We start from the raw sequence: 16,992 nt of genomic DNA on the forward strand, positions 1-16,992 counted from the left end.
TGAAACACTTATACTACCATAGGATTTTCCTTCAATACATTTAGGAGGTGCGCAATGGCTGACTCAAAACGAATTATGATAAGCCTTCCTGACAGTCTTTTACAAGAGGTAGACAATATTGTTTCCATAGAAAAGACAAATCGAAGTGAATTTATTCGTGAGGCGATGAAATTATATATACGGGAGAGAAATAAAATGGAATTACGGGAGCAGATGAAAAAAGGCTATCAAGAAATGGGACTAATTAATCTAGCATTGGCTGAATTGGGATTAAGCTTAGATATGTCATTGTTGGAAACCTACGAAGCGCAGATGGCGGAGTGTGAGTAGCGTGATTATTAAAAGAGGAGATATCTTTTATGCTGATCTAAGTCCTGTAATAGGATCTGAGCAAGGGGGAGTAAGGCCTGTATTAGTAGTACAAAATGATATAGGAAATCGATATAGTCCTACAGTTATAATTGTAGCTATTACTTCACAGATTAATAAAGCTAAGCTTCCAACCCATGTTGAAATTAAATGCTCTGATTATGGATTACCAAAAGATTCAGTTTTGTTACTGGAGCAAATTCGAACAATTGATAAAAGACGTTTGGAGGAAAAAATCGGCCATGTAACAGAAGATATAATGGAAAAAGTAAACGAGGCTTTGTTAGTTAGTCTCGGTTTAATTGAATTTTAAAGACTTAGGGAGACTTAGGTCTTTTTTTATTGTATTCTTCCATTTCAAGTTTTAATGTAGTATAATATGAACAGAATTATTTAAGGAATTGTCAGATTAAAATACAAGTAACCTGTAAGAAAAGGGGATGAAGAACTTGAATAAAAAATTAAAATCATCAATATTTTCAGTTGGCATTATAGCACTTTCTTTAATCACCGTTGGTCAAATGGTATATGCATCTACAAAGGATCCAGGATCCAAAGATGATCCTATTGTTACACTATCCTATATAGAATTAAAATTAGAGCAACTAAAAGATTATATAGATCAAAAAAGTTTTTCATCTAACCAACCAGAACCAAATAAACCTACAGAAAATTCAACATTTCAGGTTGTAGAAATTCAAAGAGGACAAAGTTTAATCGCAGGAGCTGGAACAGAAATTATTTTAAGATCAGGTGAGGCAGTTGCAGTTATTAGTCCACTAGGTGGATTATCTGATGTAACTGGTGCTGAAGATTTAAAAAAGGATGAAAAGATTCCTGCTAATCATTTGCTTATTATACCTAGAGATGATGGTAGAGGGGTTCGCGCCTTAGCAGATTCATTCTTATTAGTAAAAGGTGGGTATACAATCAACTAAAGTTTTTAAAATAGACTTCCTACAGTTGAAAATGGAAGTCCATTTTATTTAATGAAATTGCATAATGTATCATTTTGTTAAAACATTAGAAAGAAGGTGTGGATAATGATAAAAAAGAATAAAATCTTTTTAATTATTGTACTAAGTATAGCAATATTAGCTACAACAATATTTCAGAGAATGACTATAGAATCCAACAACAAGGTAGTAGATGTAGTGCTCGATTATGCAGAGATGAATGAATTGGCATTGCAGTCAGATAATGAATTAAAGTGGTGGTTTAGCAACTTTAAAGATTTCGGAATTAAATATGTAGGGCTACACGAGGAAACTCTTAGTTCGCTGGTTCATGATAATAAAGATGTAAATATTATCATGGGTTGGGAATTATTACAAAATAATACAACAAAGGAAACATATTTAAGTAATTTGGAAAATGATTCTAAAGAGTATGAAATTAGTAAATATGATGTTTTAATAACTACTGAGTCTGAAGAAACCTTTAATTTTATAAATGATGGCTTAACTAGTCGATACGATAAAGAATTATTTGAAGTTTTATCTAATGAAGATAAATACACTATACTGCTTAAAGGCACTATTTATGATATGGTTTATCTTCAAAATCAATCTCTATCAGATGTCAATGGTAAGGGAGTTCCTATAGATCCTATAAAGCAAAATCCGTATACTTCAAAGCTAGTGAATTTAGGTTTAGGATTTGATGCTGAAAAGATAGAACTTATTAAAGCAAGCGGATTAGAAGTACTGCCAAGACCTTCAAACTACAGTCAATGGACAACGGACAAATATATCGATGCATTATTTAAGGATTATGAAGATTTTAATATGATTCCACCTGTATTTATATTTACAGGAGATGCAATGCTAGGATATCCTGATTACAATCATATAGTATCAGAGTATATGCAGAATAATAATATAAAAGTAGGCTTAATAGAATCATCAGTACAAAGAGGGCATATGGACCAAAAAGTAGTAGAAGATTTAGCCAAAGGTTTGGAATATAATGCAGTAAGGATTTTTTCTATACCTAATTATATCCAAGAAAGATTTAAGTTCTACAATTATGAAGGTGCGGAGGAAATAGAAAACACTTTATATAGAGCAGTAACAGAGAGAAATATAAGATTAATTTATTTTAAACCATTTAAAGAAAGTACAAGATCATATGTAACTGATTTTGAAGAATATGAAAAAATGTTTAACAGGTTTGAAGAAAGAATAGCTGCCCATGATATGACTATTGGAAGAAGCAGTGTTATGAAGCCAAATCGTGTTCGTATAGCTAAGCAGACTTTAATAGGCTGGGGAGTCGTTGCTGCTGGAATTTTACTGTTATCTACTTTGTTTAATATGTCTAAAAAAATAAAATATGCTTTATTAGCAATTGGTATGTTATTAGTGCCTGCTGCATACATCGTAAAACCATTATTAATGGAGAAGATGATGGCTCTTGCAGCTTCTATTATATTTCCTTCATTAGCAATGGCTTGGGTATGTAAGGAGTGCAAAAAACACTTTAATAGTAATGAGAAAAAGTATTCATTATTAAATACTATTATAATTGCGTCAAAGGATTTAATAATAGCAACAGCTATTTCATTACTTGGAGGATTTTTTGTTGGGGGAATTTTATCTAATACTGATTTTCTATTGGAAATGGATATATTTAGAGGTGTAAAGATTAGCCAAATGCTTCCAATAGTCATATATGGAGCTACTTATATAGCCTATTTTGGATATAAAAACAAGAAACAAGTTAAAAATAGACCTTCATTAAAACTAGAAGATATAAAAACTCTTTTATTTGAAGATGTAAAAATAATTTATGTTCTATTATCGGCAATACTATTAGTAGTAGGATATATATACATTGCCAGAACTGGACATGAAACAAATATCCAGCCGTCTACCTTCGAGATGATAGCAAGAAATATATTGGAGGAAAACTTATTAGCAAGACCTAGAACAAAAGAATTTTTAATGGGCTTTCCAGCTTTAATGGTAGCTATATATTTTGCGCGCAATAAATACAATTTCTTTGCCTTTTCTGCAGGCTTAGTGGCTGTTATAGGACAATCCTCAATTACCAATACATTTAGTCATTTAAGAACTCCAGTATATTTATCACTTGCACGTACAGCCTATGCACTAGGATTAGGTATAGTTTTGGGAGCTATATATATTATAATTATAGAAATATGTTTAAAAGGACTAAATAAAGGACTAAATTTATTAATGACCGGAGCTGAGAAAGGAAGAAATTAATGAAGAACATATTCATATTTGGATATTATGGATTTCAAAACACAGGAGACGAAGCAATACTACAAGTTATGATCGATCAAATAAAAGAAAATATACCATATGCTAAATTAACGGTTTTAACTTATAAGGCACAAGAAACAATAGACAAATATAATATAAATGTTGTAAGTAGAAATAAATATATTGATTTAATAAAAGCTATTAAAGAATCGGATATAGTTATTAGTGGTGGAGGCTCAATCCTACAAGATACTACTAGTGCGAGGTCCTTGATTTATTATTTAAGCATTATATATATTGCTAAGAAAATGGGCAAAAAAGTAATGTTTTATGGCAATGGTTTTGGACCTATAACCAAAGCTATTAATAAAAAGCTAGTTAAGCATATTATTAATAAGGTAGATATTATTACAGTAAGAGATTATCAGTCTAAGGAAGAAATGATATCTCTCGGAATAAAGAAGGAAATTATTGTAACGGCTGATGTAACCTTTGCCTATAAAGCATTACCTGAAATAGAAATAGAAGAAATGTTAATTGATGATGAAATAGATACGGATAAGAAAATGATTGGTATATCGGTTAGAGAATGGAAAAATGAAGAAAAATATAAAAGTGTTATTGCAAAGGCTGGAGACTATTTAATAGATAAAGGGTATGAGGTTATTTTTATACCTATGCAGCATCCAAGGGATTATATAATTTCTGAAGAAATTGCATCTATGATGGAAAGAACACCTAAAATATTACAGAAAATATATTCCCCTAAAGAACTAATAAGCTTAATGGGTAAACTATATATTATGATAGGTATGAGGCTACACTCACTCATATTTGCAACTATTGCAGGAACTCCAATTTTAGGTATAGAATATGATACTAAAATTTATAACTTTCTGCAAATAGTTGAGCAAGATAATGCAGGTAAAGTTGAAGATTTGGATATAGACAATGTTATAAAAAATATAGATAATGTTTTAGAACGTCGTCAGGAATATAAACATAGGATAGATTGTGTAAGAGATATGCTTAGAAAAAAGTCAGAGCAAAATATATTACTTTTGAAAAGCTTTATGGAAAAGGGTGAGAAAAAATGAGAAAGCAGGAAAGTATATTAGGTGTAAAATTTGATATAGTTAATGAAGATGAAGCACTAGAAAAATTAGTGGAATTTGTGGAAGAAGGCTCATCTTTAAAAAAAGTCTATACGCCTAATCCTGAAATTGTAATGTTAGCCCAAGACGATAAGGAATTGTTTAGAATATTAAGTGAAGCAGATTTAGTTTTAGCAGATGGAATTGGAGTAATTATAGCTTCAAAAATAAGGGGATTAGAGCTTAAAAATAGGGTTACTGGTGTAGACACTATGGATAGATTATTAAAATATTGTGGACAAACTGGAAAATCTATCTTTATCTTTGGGGGTAAACCAGGTATAGCTGAAATAGCTTGTAAAAATATAGAAAGTCAATATAAAGGTGTAAAAATTGCAGGATATCATCATGGTTATATTACCGATAATGATCAAGATGAAATAATAAATAAAATTAATGGAGTAAAGCCTGATGTTTTATTTGTCTGTCTTGGTGCACCTAAACAGGAAAAGTGGATAGATAAGAATAAGGATAGATTAAATTGTTCTTTAGCTATGGGTGTAGGTGGAAGTGTGGATGTATATGCTGGTGTTGCTAAAAGAGCTCCTATAGCCTTTCAAAAGCTTGGTCTAGAATGGTTCTATAGACTATTAAAAGAGCCTTGGAGATTTAAGAGAATGCTAATTTTACCTAAATTTTTAATAAAGTTTATTGTTACAAAATAATTGTGATAAGTATATATTAAAATAATAGCAATTAATATGGCCTTTATGAATTATTAGATTAGGGTATATATTAGAGGAGATATGGTTTATGAAAAATAAAAAATATAGTACCTTTATTGAATATGTAGGTATAACCGTTGGTTGTGCTTTAATGGCAGTAGGAATAGTTTTTTTCCTTCAACCAAATACAATAGCACCTGGAGGAGTAACGGGAATTGGAGTTGTCGTACAAAAGCTAATAGGGGTGCCGATTGATGTAACTAACCTGGTTATTAACATTCCCCTATTTATTTCAGGAGTAATTTTACTCGGTGGTGCATTTGGTATGAAAACTGCATACGCGACAGTTATGCTTTCTGGATTTATAAGGTTTTTTATTATTATGTCGGGGGATAGTCATGTAGTAACTAATGATCTATTACTATCTGCTATATATGGTGGAGTAATTATGGGAGCAGGAATTGGCTTGGTATTTAGGTCTGGTGGAACAACAGGAGGTACTGACTTAGCAGGTGCAATATTAAATAAATATTTCCCTAACCTTAGCATAGCAAAGTTAATGATGATTTTGGACCTAATGGTCGTTGTAGCAGCAGGACTTGTTGTAAAAAATGTAGAAATATCTTTATACTCTATTATAGCTTTATATATACTGGTGCAAATGGCAGATTTTATAGTAGAAGGATTAAGTTACTCAAAGGCATTTTACATTATTTCGAACCATTCTGATAAAATTGGTAAAAAAATAAATTCTGAGTTAGATAGAGGAGTTACTGCACTACAGGGAAGAGGTTTTTACACTGGAGCAGAAAAAGATGTTCTTTTATGTGTAGTCAATCGTGCTCAAGTAGCAAAGTTAAAAAAGCTTGTTTATGAAATAGATGAAAAAGCCTTTATAATGGTAACTACAATTCATGAAGTGCTAGGCGAAGGCTTTAAAGAAGTAAAAAAATAAAATTTGTTCGTTAGCACTTCACAAATTTTATATCGCACTCAATTCTAAGCTTTACTTAGAATTTCAAGTGCTCAAAATAAAGAATAAAAAAGTAGGAGGAGAGTAATTTGGGCAAAAGTATACAAGAACTGAAACAAATAGCTAATGATATTAGAAAAGATATCATTGAAATGCTTGCAGAGTCAGGCTCAGGGCATCCAGGAGGATCTCTTTCAGCAACAGATATTTTAACTGTATTATATTTTAATGAGATGAACGTTGATCCTAATAACTCAAAATGGGAAGATAGAGACCGTTTTGTACTATCTAAGGGACACGCCGCACCAGTGCTTTATGCTACATTAGCAAAGAAAGGATTTTTTCCTAAGGAAGAGCTAATGAAGCTTAGAAAAATAGATGCTATGCTTCAAGGTCACCCTGATATGAAGGGAACACCAGGAGTTGATATGTCTACAGGCTCCTTAGGCCAAGGCTTCTCAGCATCATGTGGTATGGCAATGGCTGCGAAAATAGATAAAAAAGATTATAGAGTATATACGCTTCTAGGAGATGGAGAGCTTCAAGAAGGACTTGTTTGGGAGGCAGCTATGCTAGCGGCTCACTATAAGCTAGATAATTTAACTGCAATTATAGACTATAATGGTCTTCAAATAGATGGAAAAACTGATGAAGTTCTTTCAGTCAATCCTGTTACTGATAAGTTTAAGGCTTTTGGATGGAATGTCATGGAGATGGATGGACATTCCATTGAAGAGATAATTGAATCTATTGCAAAGGCTAAGGAAATAAAGGATGCTCCAACGGTTATTGTAGCTAAAACAATAAAAGGTAAGGGAGTTTCATTTATGGAAGATAAGGCAGAATGGCATGGAAATGCTCCTAAAGAAGATCAGAAAGTACAGGCTTTAAAGGAACTTGGAGGTGAAATATAATGACTAAAATGATTGCTACTCGTGATGCTTACGGTGAAGCTTTAATAGAGATCGGAAAAGACAATGAAAATGTTGTTGTATTGGACGCAGACCTTTCTAAATCAACTAAAACCCATGGTTTTGGACAAGAGTTTCCTAATAGATTTATTAATGTTGGAATTGCAGAACAAAATCTTATAGGAACTGCTGCTGGATTGGCTGCAGCAGGTAAAATTCCTTTTGCTAGTACCTTTGCAATGTTTGCCACTGGCCGTGCATTTGAAGTTATTAGAAACTCTGTAGGTTATCCAAAGTTAAATGTAAAAATTTGTGCAACTCATTCAGGTATAACAGTGGGAGAGGATGGAGCTTCTCATCAGGCATTAGAGGATATTTCTTGTATGAGAACCATCCCAAATATGACTGTAATTGTACCAGCAGATGGAGTAGAAACAAAGGCTGCTATTCATGCAATTTCTAAGATGGAAGGACCAGTATATGTTAGATTAGGGAGACTAGCTGTACCTACTATCAATGATGAAGCATCTTATGAGTTTAAAATAGGTAAGGGTGTAACACTAAAAGAAGGTACTGATGTAACTATAATAGCAACGGGGTTAATGGTTAGTGAGGCTCTAGAGGCCGCTAAAGAGTTGGAAACAAAAGGAATTAATGCAAGGGTAATTAATATTCATACAATTAAGCCTTTAGATAATGAAATTGTTATTAAAGCTGCTAAGGAAACTGGAGCTATAGTAACAGCTGAAGAGCATAATATCATTGGTGGATTAGGATCTGCTGTGGCTGAAGTAATTAGTGAAAGCTATCCAGTACTATTAAAACGTGTTGGTACAAAGGATACATTTGGTGAGTCTGGAAAGCCAGCTGATCTTATGAAAAAATATGAACTAACAAAAGATAATATAATAGATGCTGTAGTTGATGTAGTGAAGAAAAAACAATAAAAAATTAAAGCACAAAGAGAGATTAGATATATCTAATCTCTCTTTGTGCTTTAAAGAATTAAATTAATTTTAATTATAAACTTGTACAATTGAATATTTCTGTCCTACCTTGAATACAAATAGTTATAAAGCGATACTTAATTTAATGGAGTTTTTATTCCATAGGAATTATGTAATAGTAAAAAAGGGGGGAGAAATGTGGGTTATAAAGGAAAGATGCCAAAGCTACCGAAAGTAAACTGGAAATTATTAATTACTATGATTTTAATTATTGTAGTGGCTACAGCTCTAGTTAAGTTTATTCCTAAATTAATATCTAAGGGAGATAATGGGGTGGGTTATATGGTATTAGATAAAGAGCAAATTCCTGAGAAGATTCATGAAATATTACCAAGGTACAAGATGTTAGAAAGGGCTTTGGCAGCTAAAGTAGATGATCAAATCTATGTAATAGTAACTAGGGGGGAGAAGTTAACAGCTGGGTATGATGTAGACATCGAGAGGATAGAATTGGTTAAAGAAGAGAATGATACAAGATTAGTTGTTCATGCTGTATTTAAAGATCCTAATCCTGATGATCTTGTTACACAATCTATGACACATCCTTATGTAGTAGCAAAGACAGAGCTTGAGGAATTGCCAACAAAAATTGATTTAGAAATAAAGCAAAAAGAGTAGAAGGTAAATCTTCTACTCTTTTGTTGTAGAGTTCTTTTCTAAGAAACAACATCCTAATTTTGTAATGTAACTGTAATCTATTTGCAGGTAAGTTATTATATAATAGAAATAGAGCAATAAATTGTACTAGGAGGATTAGAGATGATTAAATTTAGAAAAGCTGCTATAGCAATAGGTTTGTCAGCAATGATGGTAACAAGCTTTGCTACTACAAGTTTTGCGAATCAAATTGTATATCAAAAGGTAGAAGACGAGATTATTTCTAGTGGAGTTACATATAAAAATATTCTTCGTTTCACTAAAAATGGGTGGTTAAATTTAAATGCAGTATATATTGATTTAAACAATAATAATACAGAATTAGATGTATTAACAAGTTCTAAGGGGCTATCCACTAAAGAGACACTATCTACTATGGTAAAAAACAAAGAAGATGTTGTGGCAGCAATTAATGGAGACTTTTTTTACATGTTAAATCCAGATTCTCCATTAGGTGCAATAGTTAAAGATGGTGAAATGATAAGTAGTCCCATTACAGTGCACGACTATGCTACTTTTTTTATTAATAATAACGGACAAGCCTTCGCGGATTATTGGAAACATCAAATATATGCGACTACAAGCAGTGGTGCAAATATACCAATTTCAACGATTAATAAATATACAGATGAGTACCAGTATATTATGTTAATTGATAAAAACTGGGGAACTCACTCGCCAGGATATAATACTAATTTACAAGATATGGTAGAGGTAGTTGTAATAGATGATGTTGTTACAGAGATACGACAAAAACAACCAGCAGTACAAATACCTGAAAATGGATATATATTATTAGCTGCTAAAGGAAAATCTCCTTGGGCTCAATCAGATAAATTACTTGGAAGTGTAAAAGTTGGAGATAAACTAACAATACATAAAGATATAAATCCTGGCATAGAAAATATTAAACTTGCTATGGGTGGAGGTACAGTTTTAGTTAAAAATGGACAAGTTGCAACTTTTACTCAAACTATTTCTGGAGCTGCCCAAAGAACAGCTATAGGTATTACAAAGGATCGTAGTCAAATTATTTTTGTAACAATAGATGGTCGTCATTCATCATATAAAGGCGTAGATGGTAAAGAGTTGGCTAATTATTTAATAGAACTAGGAAGCTATGAAGCAATTTTAATGGATGGTGGTGGATCAACTACCATGGTAACAAGAGGTCAAGGTGAATTTGATTCAAAGGTTGTTAACCATCTTTCAGAGGGTTCTGAAAGAAGGATTACTAACGGAATTGCAGTAATCTCTACTGCGCCGGTTGAAAGTTTACGAGGAATAAAGGCAGAACTTGATGACAATAAAAGCTTTGTAGGTGCTTCTCGTAAAATAAATGTAAAGGCTTTTGATAAAAACTATAATCCATTAAATGTAGATTATTCTAATGTTAATCTTTCTGTAAAGTCTGGAGAAGGAACATTTGATGGTATGTATTTTACTCCAAGTAAGCAAGGAAAAACAGTAATAGGAGTTGAATATTTAGGTGGCACTTCTGAAGTGACTTTAGATGTTTTAGGTGAGTTATCACATATGGAAATTAGTCCTGAAACAGTACGTTTAAACTATGGACATAGTACAGGCTTTGAAGTGGTTGGCGTAGATACAGAAGGATATAGGACTAAAATAAATTCTAAGGACATTAATTGGAAAGATGTTCAAGGTCTTGGAACATTTAGTAATGGAATTTATGTGGCAGGCAGTAAGAGTGGTACCACAAAATTAGAAGCTAGTTTTGGTAATAAGGTAGCTACTGTAAATGTGGTAGTAGGTTCAAATACTTCAATGATAAATAACTTTGAAACTTTAAATACAGGTTTTGTTGGTTATCCACAATCTGTAGTAGGATCTGTAGCCTTAGATTCTAATGCTAAGGAAGGAAAATCATCATTAAAGCTACAGTATGATTTTACTCAAACTGATGAAACAAGAGCAGCCTATATTACCTTTGATAGTAATAAAACGGTAATTTCTACTCCAGCCAATAGTATAGGGGTATGGGCACATGCAACTAATCCTGCTACTCATTGGATAAGAGGAAAGGTTAAAGATGCAAGTGGTGCAGAATATGTAATCGACTTTAAAAAGAATATAGATTGGACAGGATGGAAGTATCTTACAGCTCCTCTACCGGCAAATATGGTTTACCCAATTAAATTTGAAAGACTTTATGTTATTGAAACTGATGCAACCCAAAAGATAGCGGGTCAAATTTTATTTGATGGTTTAGAGGCTTCGTATAGTATTGCGTCACCTTCAAAGGAATCCTCAGAAGCTACTGTTATTAAAGATAAACTTAACAAACCTTATGAGATGGAAGGTAGGAAGTTATTTGCATATAGTGGAATCCAGTTCAAGGACTATACATTATTAGATAGGATTGTTGGAAATAAAATTAGTAGTCTAATCAATAATAAACATGAGCTATCACTATTTACTGGAAATGTAGATTCAAGATTAAGTAGTAATATTAAAAAACAAATAGTTTCTGCAAAATCAGGGTATGGATCTACAGAGCAAGGAGATAGTTTAATTATTCAATTAGATAATCTAAAAGACGGTTTAAGACAAACTAATTTTGATCAGTGGCCTTGGTTACAAAATCTAGTAAATAACACTACTAAGAAGAATGTTTTTATAGTAATGTCTAAACCTATATTTGGTAACGGCGGTTTTACTGACAAATTGGAAGCAGATTTATTAATGGATACGTTAACGGACCTATCTAAAAAGGGAAAACAAGTATTTGTTCTTTATGAAGGACAAAGCCTTTCTGTGGATGTAATTAATGGTGTAAGATATATTTCAACTGGTGTTTACAATAGTAATGCTTCAAAAGACCAACAGGAAACCTTTAAATATATAGAATTTAATATTAATGATAAGGAAGTAACGTATCAAATTAAATCCTTATTTGAATAAACAACATAAATAGAGCTGAATATTCAGCTCTATTTTATTGTCTAAGAAATTATAAATTTCTTGGCTATTGAGGGATTTTAAAAAGAAGTAGAAGGATGGTAATGTTTTAAGCACTTGAAAATTTGAGATAGATTTTGAGTATACCATGAGTAGATGCGATAGTATTAGACGAATTTTTTATTTATGGGGTAAAGCAGGAAGTAATGATATGGATACAGAATATTACAATAAAAGAATAAAATACCGGAGGGCGAGGTGATTTTATGAAGCAGATAGAAAAAGTCTACCAAACTCTAATAACTATGGAAGAAAAATTTAATAGAGGAATAGCGGCTCAAGAGATTAGTAATAGCCTAAATATGAATAGAGCTAATATTAGTCGATATTTAAATACTTTGTATCGGGAAAATCTGATTGAAAAAATAGACGGAAGACCTGTATTATATTGTAAAAAGATACAGACAGATAATGAGAATAAATTAGTTAAGGGAAGAATGAAATTTGACAAAATGATTGGCTCTAATATGAGCTTGCAAATTCCTATCCAACAGGCTAAGGCAGCAATTTTATACCCTCCTTGTGGTTTGCATACACTGTTATTAGGTGAAACTGGTGTTGGTAAATCTATGTTTGCAGAATCAATGTATAGATTTGCTTTAGAATGTAAAGCAATCTCAAAAGACGCTCCTTTTATACAGTTTAACTGTGCTGATTATGCAGAGAATCCCCAGTTATTGAGTGCACAAATTTTTGGTGTAAAAAAAGGTGCTTATACAGGTGCAGAACAAAATCGTGAAGGATTACTTAAAAAGGCAGACTGTGGGATTTTATTTTTAGATGAGGTACATCGGCTTTCTCCACAGGGGCAGGAGATGTTATTTACCTATATAGATAAGGGCTGGTTTAGACCATTAGGAGAAACAGATAAATTAGTCAAGGTAAAAGTACGGATTATAGCAGCTACTACAGAAATGCCACAGTCCTATCTGTTAAAAACTTTTATGAGAAGAATACCTATGACTATAACCTTACCTAGTTTAAACAATAGAAATCGAAAAGAGAGATATCAACTAATAGAAACTTTTATCAAGGAAGAATCTCATCGGTTAGATAAAAATATATACGTTAATAAAAGTGCATTAATGTCATTTTTGCTATACGATTGTCCTAATAATATAGGCCAGCTAAAAAGTGATATTCAATTGACTTGTGCAAAGGCATTTTTAACTTATAAAACTTATGATAGAGACTATATAATGATTACACAATCAGATTTGCCTCAATATGTTAAGCAAGGACTATTGAGTCTACATGATTTTCGGAAAGAAATTAATGATATTTTAAATGATAAGGAAGATATATTAAAGTTTTATTATAAAGAAAACGGAAAATATGATGACTTAATATTAGTAGATGAAAATGACGGGTTCTATGATCTAATAGAAAAAAAATTAAATAATCTAAAGGAAATAGGTATAGAAGAAAATGAGATTAATCAAATATTAAATATAGATATAGAGACACGCTTCGAAAAATATATTGGGAATTTACCTAGAAAATTTAAAAAGGAAGAATTATCTAAACTTGTAAATATTGATATTATTGAGGTGGTAGAAGAAATATTTGATATAGCCGAAAAACGTTTAAATAGAAAATATGATGAAAAAGTTTATTTTGGACTTGCACTACACCTACAGGGAAGTATTGAACGTATAAAAAGAGGAAGTAAAATATACAATCCTAAACTAAATTTTATTAGAGTCAACTATGATAAGGAATTTTTAGTGGCTATGGAAATTGCAAAACTAATAGATATTAGCTTTAAAATTGAAACGCCTCTTGATGAAATTGGATACTTAGCCATGTTTTTAACATCTAACTCTAATAAATTTGATGAAAAAGAAGAAACAAAAGTAGCTATTATAGTGATTATGCATGGAGATACTACTGCTAGTAGTATGGCTAATGTTGCTAATAGTTTAGTTGGCGCAAAGCATGTTAAGGGTATAGATATGCCTCTACATATTAAGCCTACAGCCATGTATGATATAGTTAAAAAAGAGATTCTTGAATTAGATTGTGGAAGAGGAACATTATTATTAGTTGATATGGGCTCACTTACAAGTTTTGGAGATATGCTTTGTGAAGAATTAAGAATTAATGTTAAAACTATAGATATGGTAAGTACTCCTATAGTTATCGAAGCCTGTAGAAAATCAATATTAGACAGAGATTTAGAAGAAATTTATCAATCTTGTATTAAAATGAAAATTTATTCTAAAGAAGATAAACAGATATTTAATGAGGAGAAGAAAAGTATTATTATAACAGCATGCTTTACAGGGGAAGGGGCAGCTATAAAACTAAAGAGCATAATAAAACAACAAATAGAATTAGACTCAGATATTGATATTGTTCCTTTAAATATATTAAATAAAAATGAATTTTGGAGTCGAATTAAATATTATCAAGAAAAAAATCATATTATAGCTATAATAGGGGCTGTCGATATTAAGGTAAAGTATATTCCATTTATATCAGTTCAAGACATCTTTAGTGATAATGGTATGCATAGGCTGGAAAATATTATAGAACAGCATAAGAAATATAAACAAATAGGAAAATCATTAAAAGAGCATTTAGTAAAAATTGATGGGGAAGAGATTGTTAAAGATGTAATTCAGCTAATTAGCATGTTAGAAGAAGCAGTTTGTGTTGAACTTATAGATGATGTAAAGATAGGATTAGTATTACATATAAGCTTTTTGGTAGATAATCTGTTGCAGGGTAGAGATGGCACTAAGTTTGAACAATTAGATAGTTATATTAATAAATATAGCAGAGAATTCGAAAATACTAAAATAAGTCTTAAAAGTTTTGAACAAAAATATGATATTCAATTTAATGAAGATGAAATTGCCTATATTTGTAGGATGCTTTTAGAAAATAATACATTGAAAAATCATAAGGAAGAAGGCATTTAAACAGTGTGTAAAAGTGTGTAAAGACATAGCAGGTAAGTGTGTAGCTATCTTTACACACTTTTATTATGCTTACTACGTGATTTTAAAGGAAAATATAATTAAAGATTTGATTTTTAAAATAGTCTAAATACTAGTAATCTACAGAAGAGACAACTAACATTACCAGTAAAACAAATTTTAAAATATTAAGTTTATATAAGATGGCACGATATTTGCTCATATATAAGTGTAGAAATATTTAAATAATATATAAATTAATCTAATTATTTTAATTAAGAAAAGGGGATGATACATAAAAAAATATATGCAGTCGGCATAGAAACTTTCAATAGAAACAAATGTATTTATTAGTCACAGTAAAGAATTATACTATTAATTTATTATTGTTCAGGGGGATGATTGTAGTGAAGCGTATAATGCTAATTTGTTCTGGAGGGATGTCAACAAGCTTACTTTGTACAAAGATACAAAAAAGCGCTAAGGAAAAAAATATAGAGGTTGAAGTATTTGCAGTTTCGGAGGCAGAAATGAAGAGACGTCTGGATAATGTTGACGTAATTCTTCTAGGACCTCAAGTAAGATATCTTCTAAGCAAAATAAAGAATGATGTAGAGGGAAAGGGAATTGCTGTAGATGTAATTGAAAGTATAAGTTATGGCACAATGAATGGTGAAGCAGTATTAAAGCAAGCAATGAGTTTAATGGAATAAGGGATAATAGGATTGTATTAGAGCAAAACGTTTATCAAAATTAGTATTGATAAAGGGGGATTCACATGAAAGCATTTATGAAAGCAATGGAAAAGTATTTTATACCGGTTGCATCGAAAATAGGAGCTCAAAGACATTTAGTAGCAATTCGAGATGGATTTATTGGTATTATGCCATTAATTTTAGCAGGTTCATTCGCAGTATTATTAAATAGTACTTTAGTAACATGGATACCTGGATTAGCTTTTTTAGGATCAATCAATGGTAATGTATGGTGGGGTACATTAGCTATTATGACATTGCTAGTAGTATTCTCTATAGGATATAACTTGGCAAAAAGTTATGATGTTGATCCTCTAGCTGCAGGACTTATCTCTATAGCTTCTTTTATAGTAATTACACCTCAGGCTCATGGTAATGCAGGTTGGGGATATATATTTCAAGGATATTTAAATGCTACAGGATTATTTACTGGAATTATTGTTGCACTACTAGCTACAGAAATTTTTGTTAAGGTAATAAAGAAAGATATAGTTATTAAGATGCCAGATACTGTTCCACCAGCAGTTGGAAGAGCATTTGTTTCTGTAATTCCTGGAATAATTACAGTGTATATATTTGGAGTAATTCCACTTATAATTACAAAACTAGGTGGAACAAGTTTATACGACTTTATTTTAAATACAATTCAAAGACCTTTGGAAGGTTTTAGTCAAGGTATATTATCTGCAATACTTTTTTCTATGCTAATCAGTATATTCTGGTTCTTTGGTCTACACGGCGGCAATATTATGGATCCAGTTATAAATGCACTTTATTTACCAGCACTTGAAGCTAATGCTAGTGCAGTTCAACAGGGACTGGAAGCTACTAATATTGTTACAAAAGCATTCTTTGATGCTTATGTTCATTTAGGTGGAGCAGGGGCTACTTTAGCTTTAATTGTAGCAATATATATTGGTTCTAAAAAACGTAAAGAGTATAGAGAAGTAGCAAAGCTTTGTACTGGACCAGGACTATTTCAAATTAATGAGCCTATTATGTTTGGAATACCTATTGTATTAAATCCGCTACTATTTATTCCATATATTATTATACCAGGAGTTTTAACATTAATAGCTTATTTAGCTACTGTATCAGGCTTAGTACCTATTACCTACGTTGCAATTCCGTGGACTACACCTCCAATTTTAGGCGGAGTTTTAGCTACAGGAGGAAGTCTTATGGGTGGATTATTAGCTCTTATTAACTTTGCTGTAGCTGTTATAATATATCTTCCATTTGTCTTATTAGCTGATAGGTATACAGATAATGATAAAGACCTTGTAGAGAGTCAGGGATAATATAATAGGTTAGAAAGGGGTAACTCTTTACCCCTTTCTAACCTATACAATATAGATAATAAAT

14 protein-coding genes are annotated in these 16,992 nt (G+C 31.5%); all 14 read left to right on the forward strand.

The window, feature by feature from the left end:
• The first annotated feature begins 54 nt into the window (after nt 1–54).
• The 14 genes from KQI88_RS00920 (at nt 55) to KQI88_RS00985 (ending at nt 16,928) form a co-directional block, all read left to right on the forward strand.
• Entirely contained in the window at nt 55–330 is a 276-nt protein-coding gene (locus tag KQI88_RS00920; RefSeq protein ID WP_212380206.1) for a CopG family ribbon-helix-helix protein, read from the forward strand.
• Between the two features lies 1 nt (nt 331).
• Complete coding sequence (locus tag KQI88_RS00925) at nt 332–682, forward strand: type II toxin-antitoxin system PemK/MazF family toxin (RefSeq protein WP_216414489.1); 351 nt, start codon at nt 332–334, stop codon at nt 680–682.
• A 136-nt stretch (nt 683–818) separates the two neighbouring features.
• Nucleotides 819–1,307: a hypothetical protein gene (locus KQI88_RS00930; RefSeq protein ID WP_216414490.1), complete on the forward strand. Its 489-nt coding sequence runs from the start codon at nt 819–821 to the stop codon at nt 1,305–1,307.
• A gap of 105 nt (nt 1,308–1,412) precedes the next feature.
• Nucleotides 1,413–3,599, forward strand: coding sequence for a DUF5693 family protein (locus KQI88_RS00935; protein ID WP_216414491.1), 2,187 nt, complete (start codon nt 1,413–1,415; stop codon nt 3,597–3,599).
• On the forward strand, nt 3,599–4,696 hold the full coding sequence (csaB, locus tag KQI88_RS00940) for a polysaccharide pyruvyl transferase CsaB (protein WP_216414492.1): 1,098 nt from the start codon (nt 3,599–3,601) through the stop codon (nt 4,694–4,696). Before KQI88_RS00935 ends, csaB begins: the two co-directional genes overlap by 1 nt.
• Nucleotides 4,693–5,418 (forward strand): WecB/TagA/CpsF family glycosyltransferase, encoded by a 726-nt coding sequence (locus KQI88_RS00945; protein WP_216414493.1) that lies wholly within the window; start codon nt 4,693–4,695, stop codon nt 5,416–5,418. Before csaB ends, KQI88_RS00945 begins: the two co-directional genes overlap by 4 nt.
• Nucleotides 5,419–5,506: 88 nt before the next feature.
• A complete protein-coding gene (locus tag KQI88_RS00950) occupies nt 5,507–6,373 on the forward strand; it encodes a YitT family protein (protein ID WP_216414494.1) in 867 nt (288 codons plus the stop codon).
• Nucleotides 6,374–6,480: 107 nt separating this feature from the next.
• The gene (locus tag KQI88_RS00955) at nt 6,481–7,305 is read left to right on the forward strand and encodes a transketolase (RefSeq protein ID WP_216414495.1); all 825 of its coding nucleotides are present in this window, start codon (nt 6,481–6,483) and stop codon (nt 7,303–7,305) included.
• Entirely contained in the window at nt 7,305–8,249 is a 945-nt protein-coding gene (locus tag KQI88_RS00960; protein ID WP_216414496.1) for a transketolase family protein, read from the forward strand. The genes KQI88_RS00955 and KQI88_RS00960 overlap by 1 nt, the downstream gene beginning before the upstream one ends.
• 198 nt (nt 8,250–8,447) lie before the next feature.
• Complete coding sequence (locus tag KQI88_RS00965; RefSeq protein ID WP_330655990.1) at nt 8,448–8,927, forward strand: protease complex subunit PrcB family protein; 480 nt, start codon at nt 8,448–8,450, stop codon at nt 8,925–8,927.
• A 141-nt stretch (nt 8,928–9,068) separates the two neighbouring features.
• A complete protein-coding gene (locus KQI88_RS00970; protein ID WP_216414497.1) occupies nt 9,069–11,891 on the forward strand; it encodes a phosphodiester glycosidase family protein in 2,823 nt (940 codons plus the stop codon).
• A 263-nt stretch (nt 11,892–12,154) separates the two neighbouring features.
• Nucleotides 12,155–14,875: a sigma 54-interacting transcriptional regulator gene (locus KQI88_RS00975; RefSeq protein WP_216414498.1), complete on the forward strand. Its 2,721-nt coding sequence runs from the start codon at nt 12,155–12,157 to the stop codon at nt 14,873–14,875.
• A 395-nt stretch (nt 14,876–15,270) separates the two neighbouring features.
• Entirely contained in the window at nt 15,271–15,585 is a 315-nt protein-coding gene (locus tag KQI88_RS00980; RefSeq protein ID WP_216414499.1) for a PTS sugar transporter subunit IIB, read from the forward strand.
• 65 nt (nt 15,586–15,650) lie between these two features.
• Nucleotides 15,651–16,928, forward strand: a complete 1,278-nt coding sequence (locus KQI88_RS00985) for a PTS sugar transporter subunit IIC (RefSeq protein WP_216414500.1) — start codon at nt 15,651–15,653, stop codon at nt 16,926–16,928.
• Nucleotides 16,929–16,992: the final 64 nt, after the last annotated feature.

This window comes from Alkaliphilus flagellatus (genome assembly GCF_018919215.1).
GTDB classification, from domain to species: domain Bacteria; phylum Bacillota; class Clostridia; order Peptostreptococcales; family Natronincolaceae; genus Alkaliphilus_B; species Alkaliphilus_B flagellatus.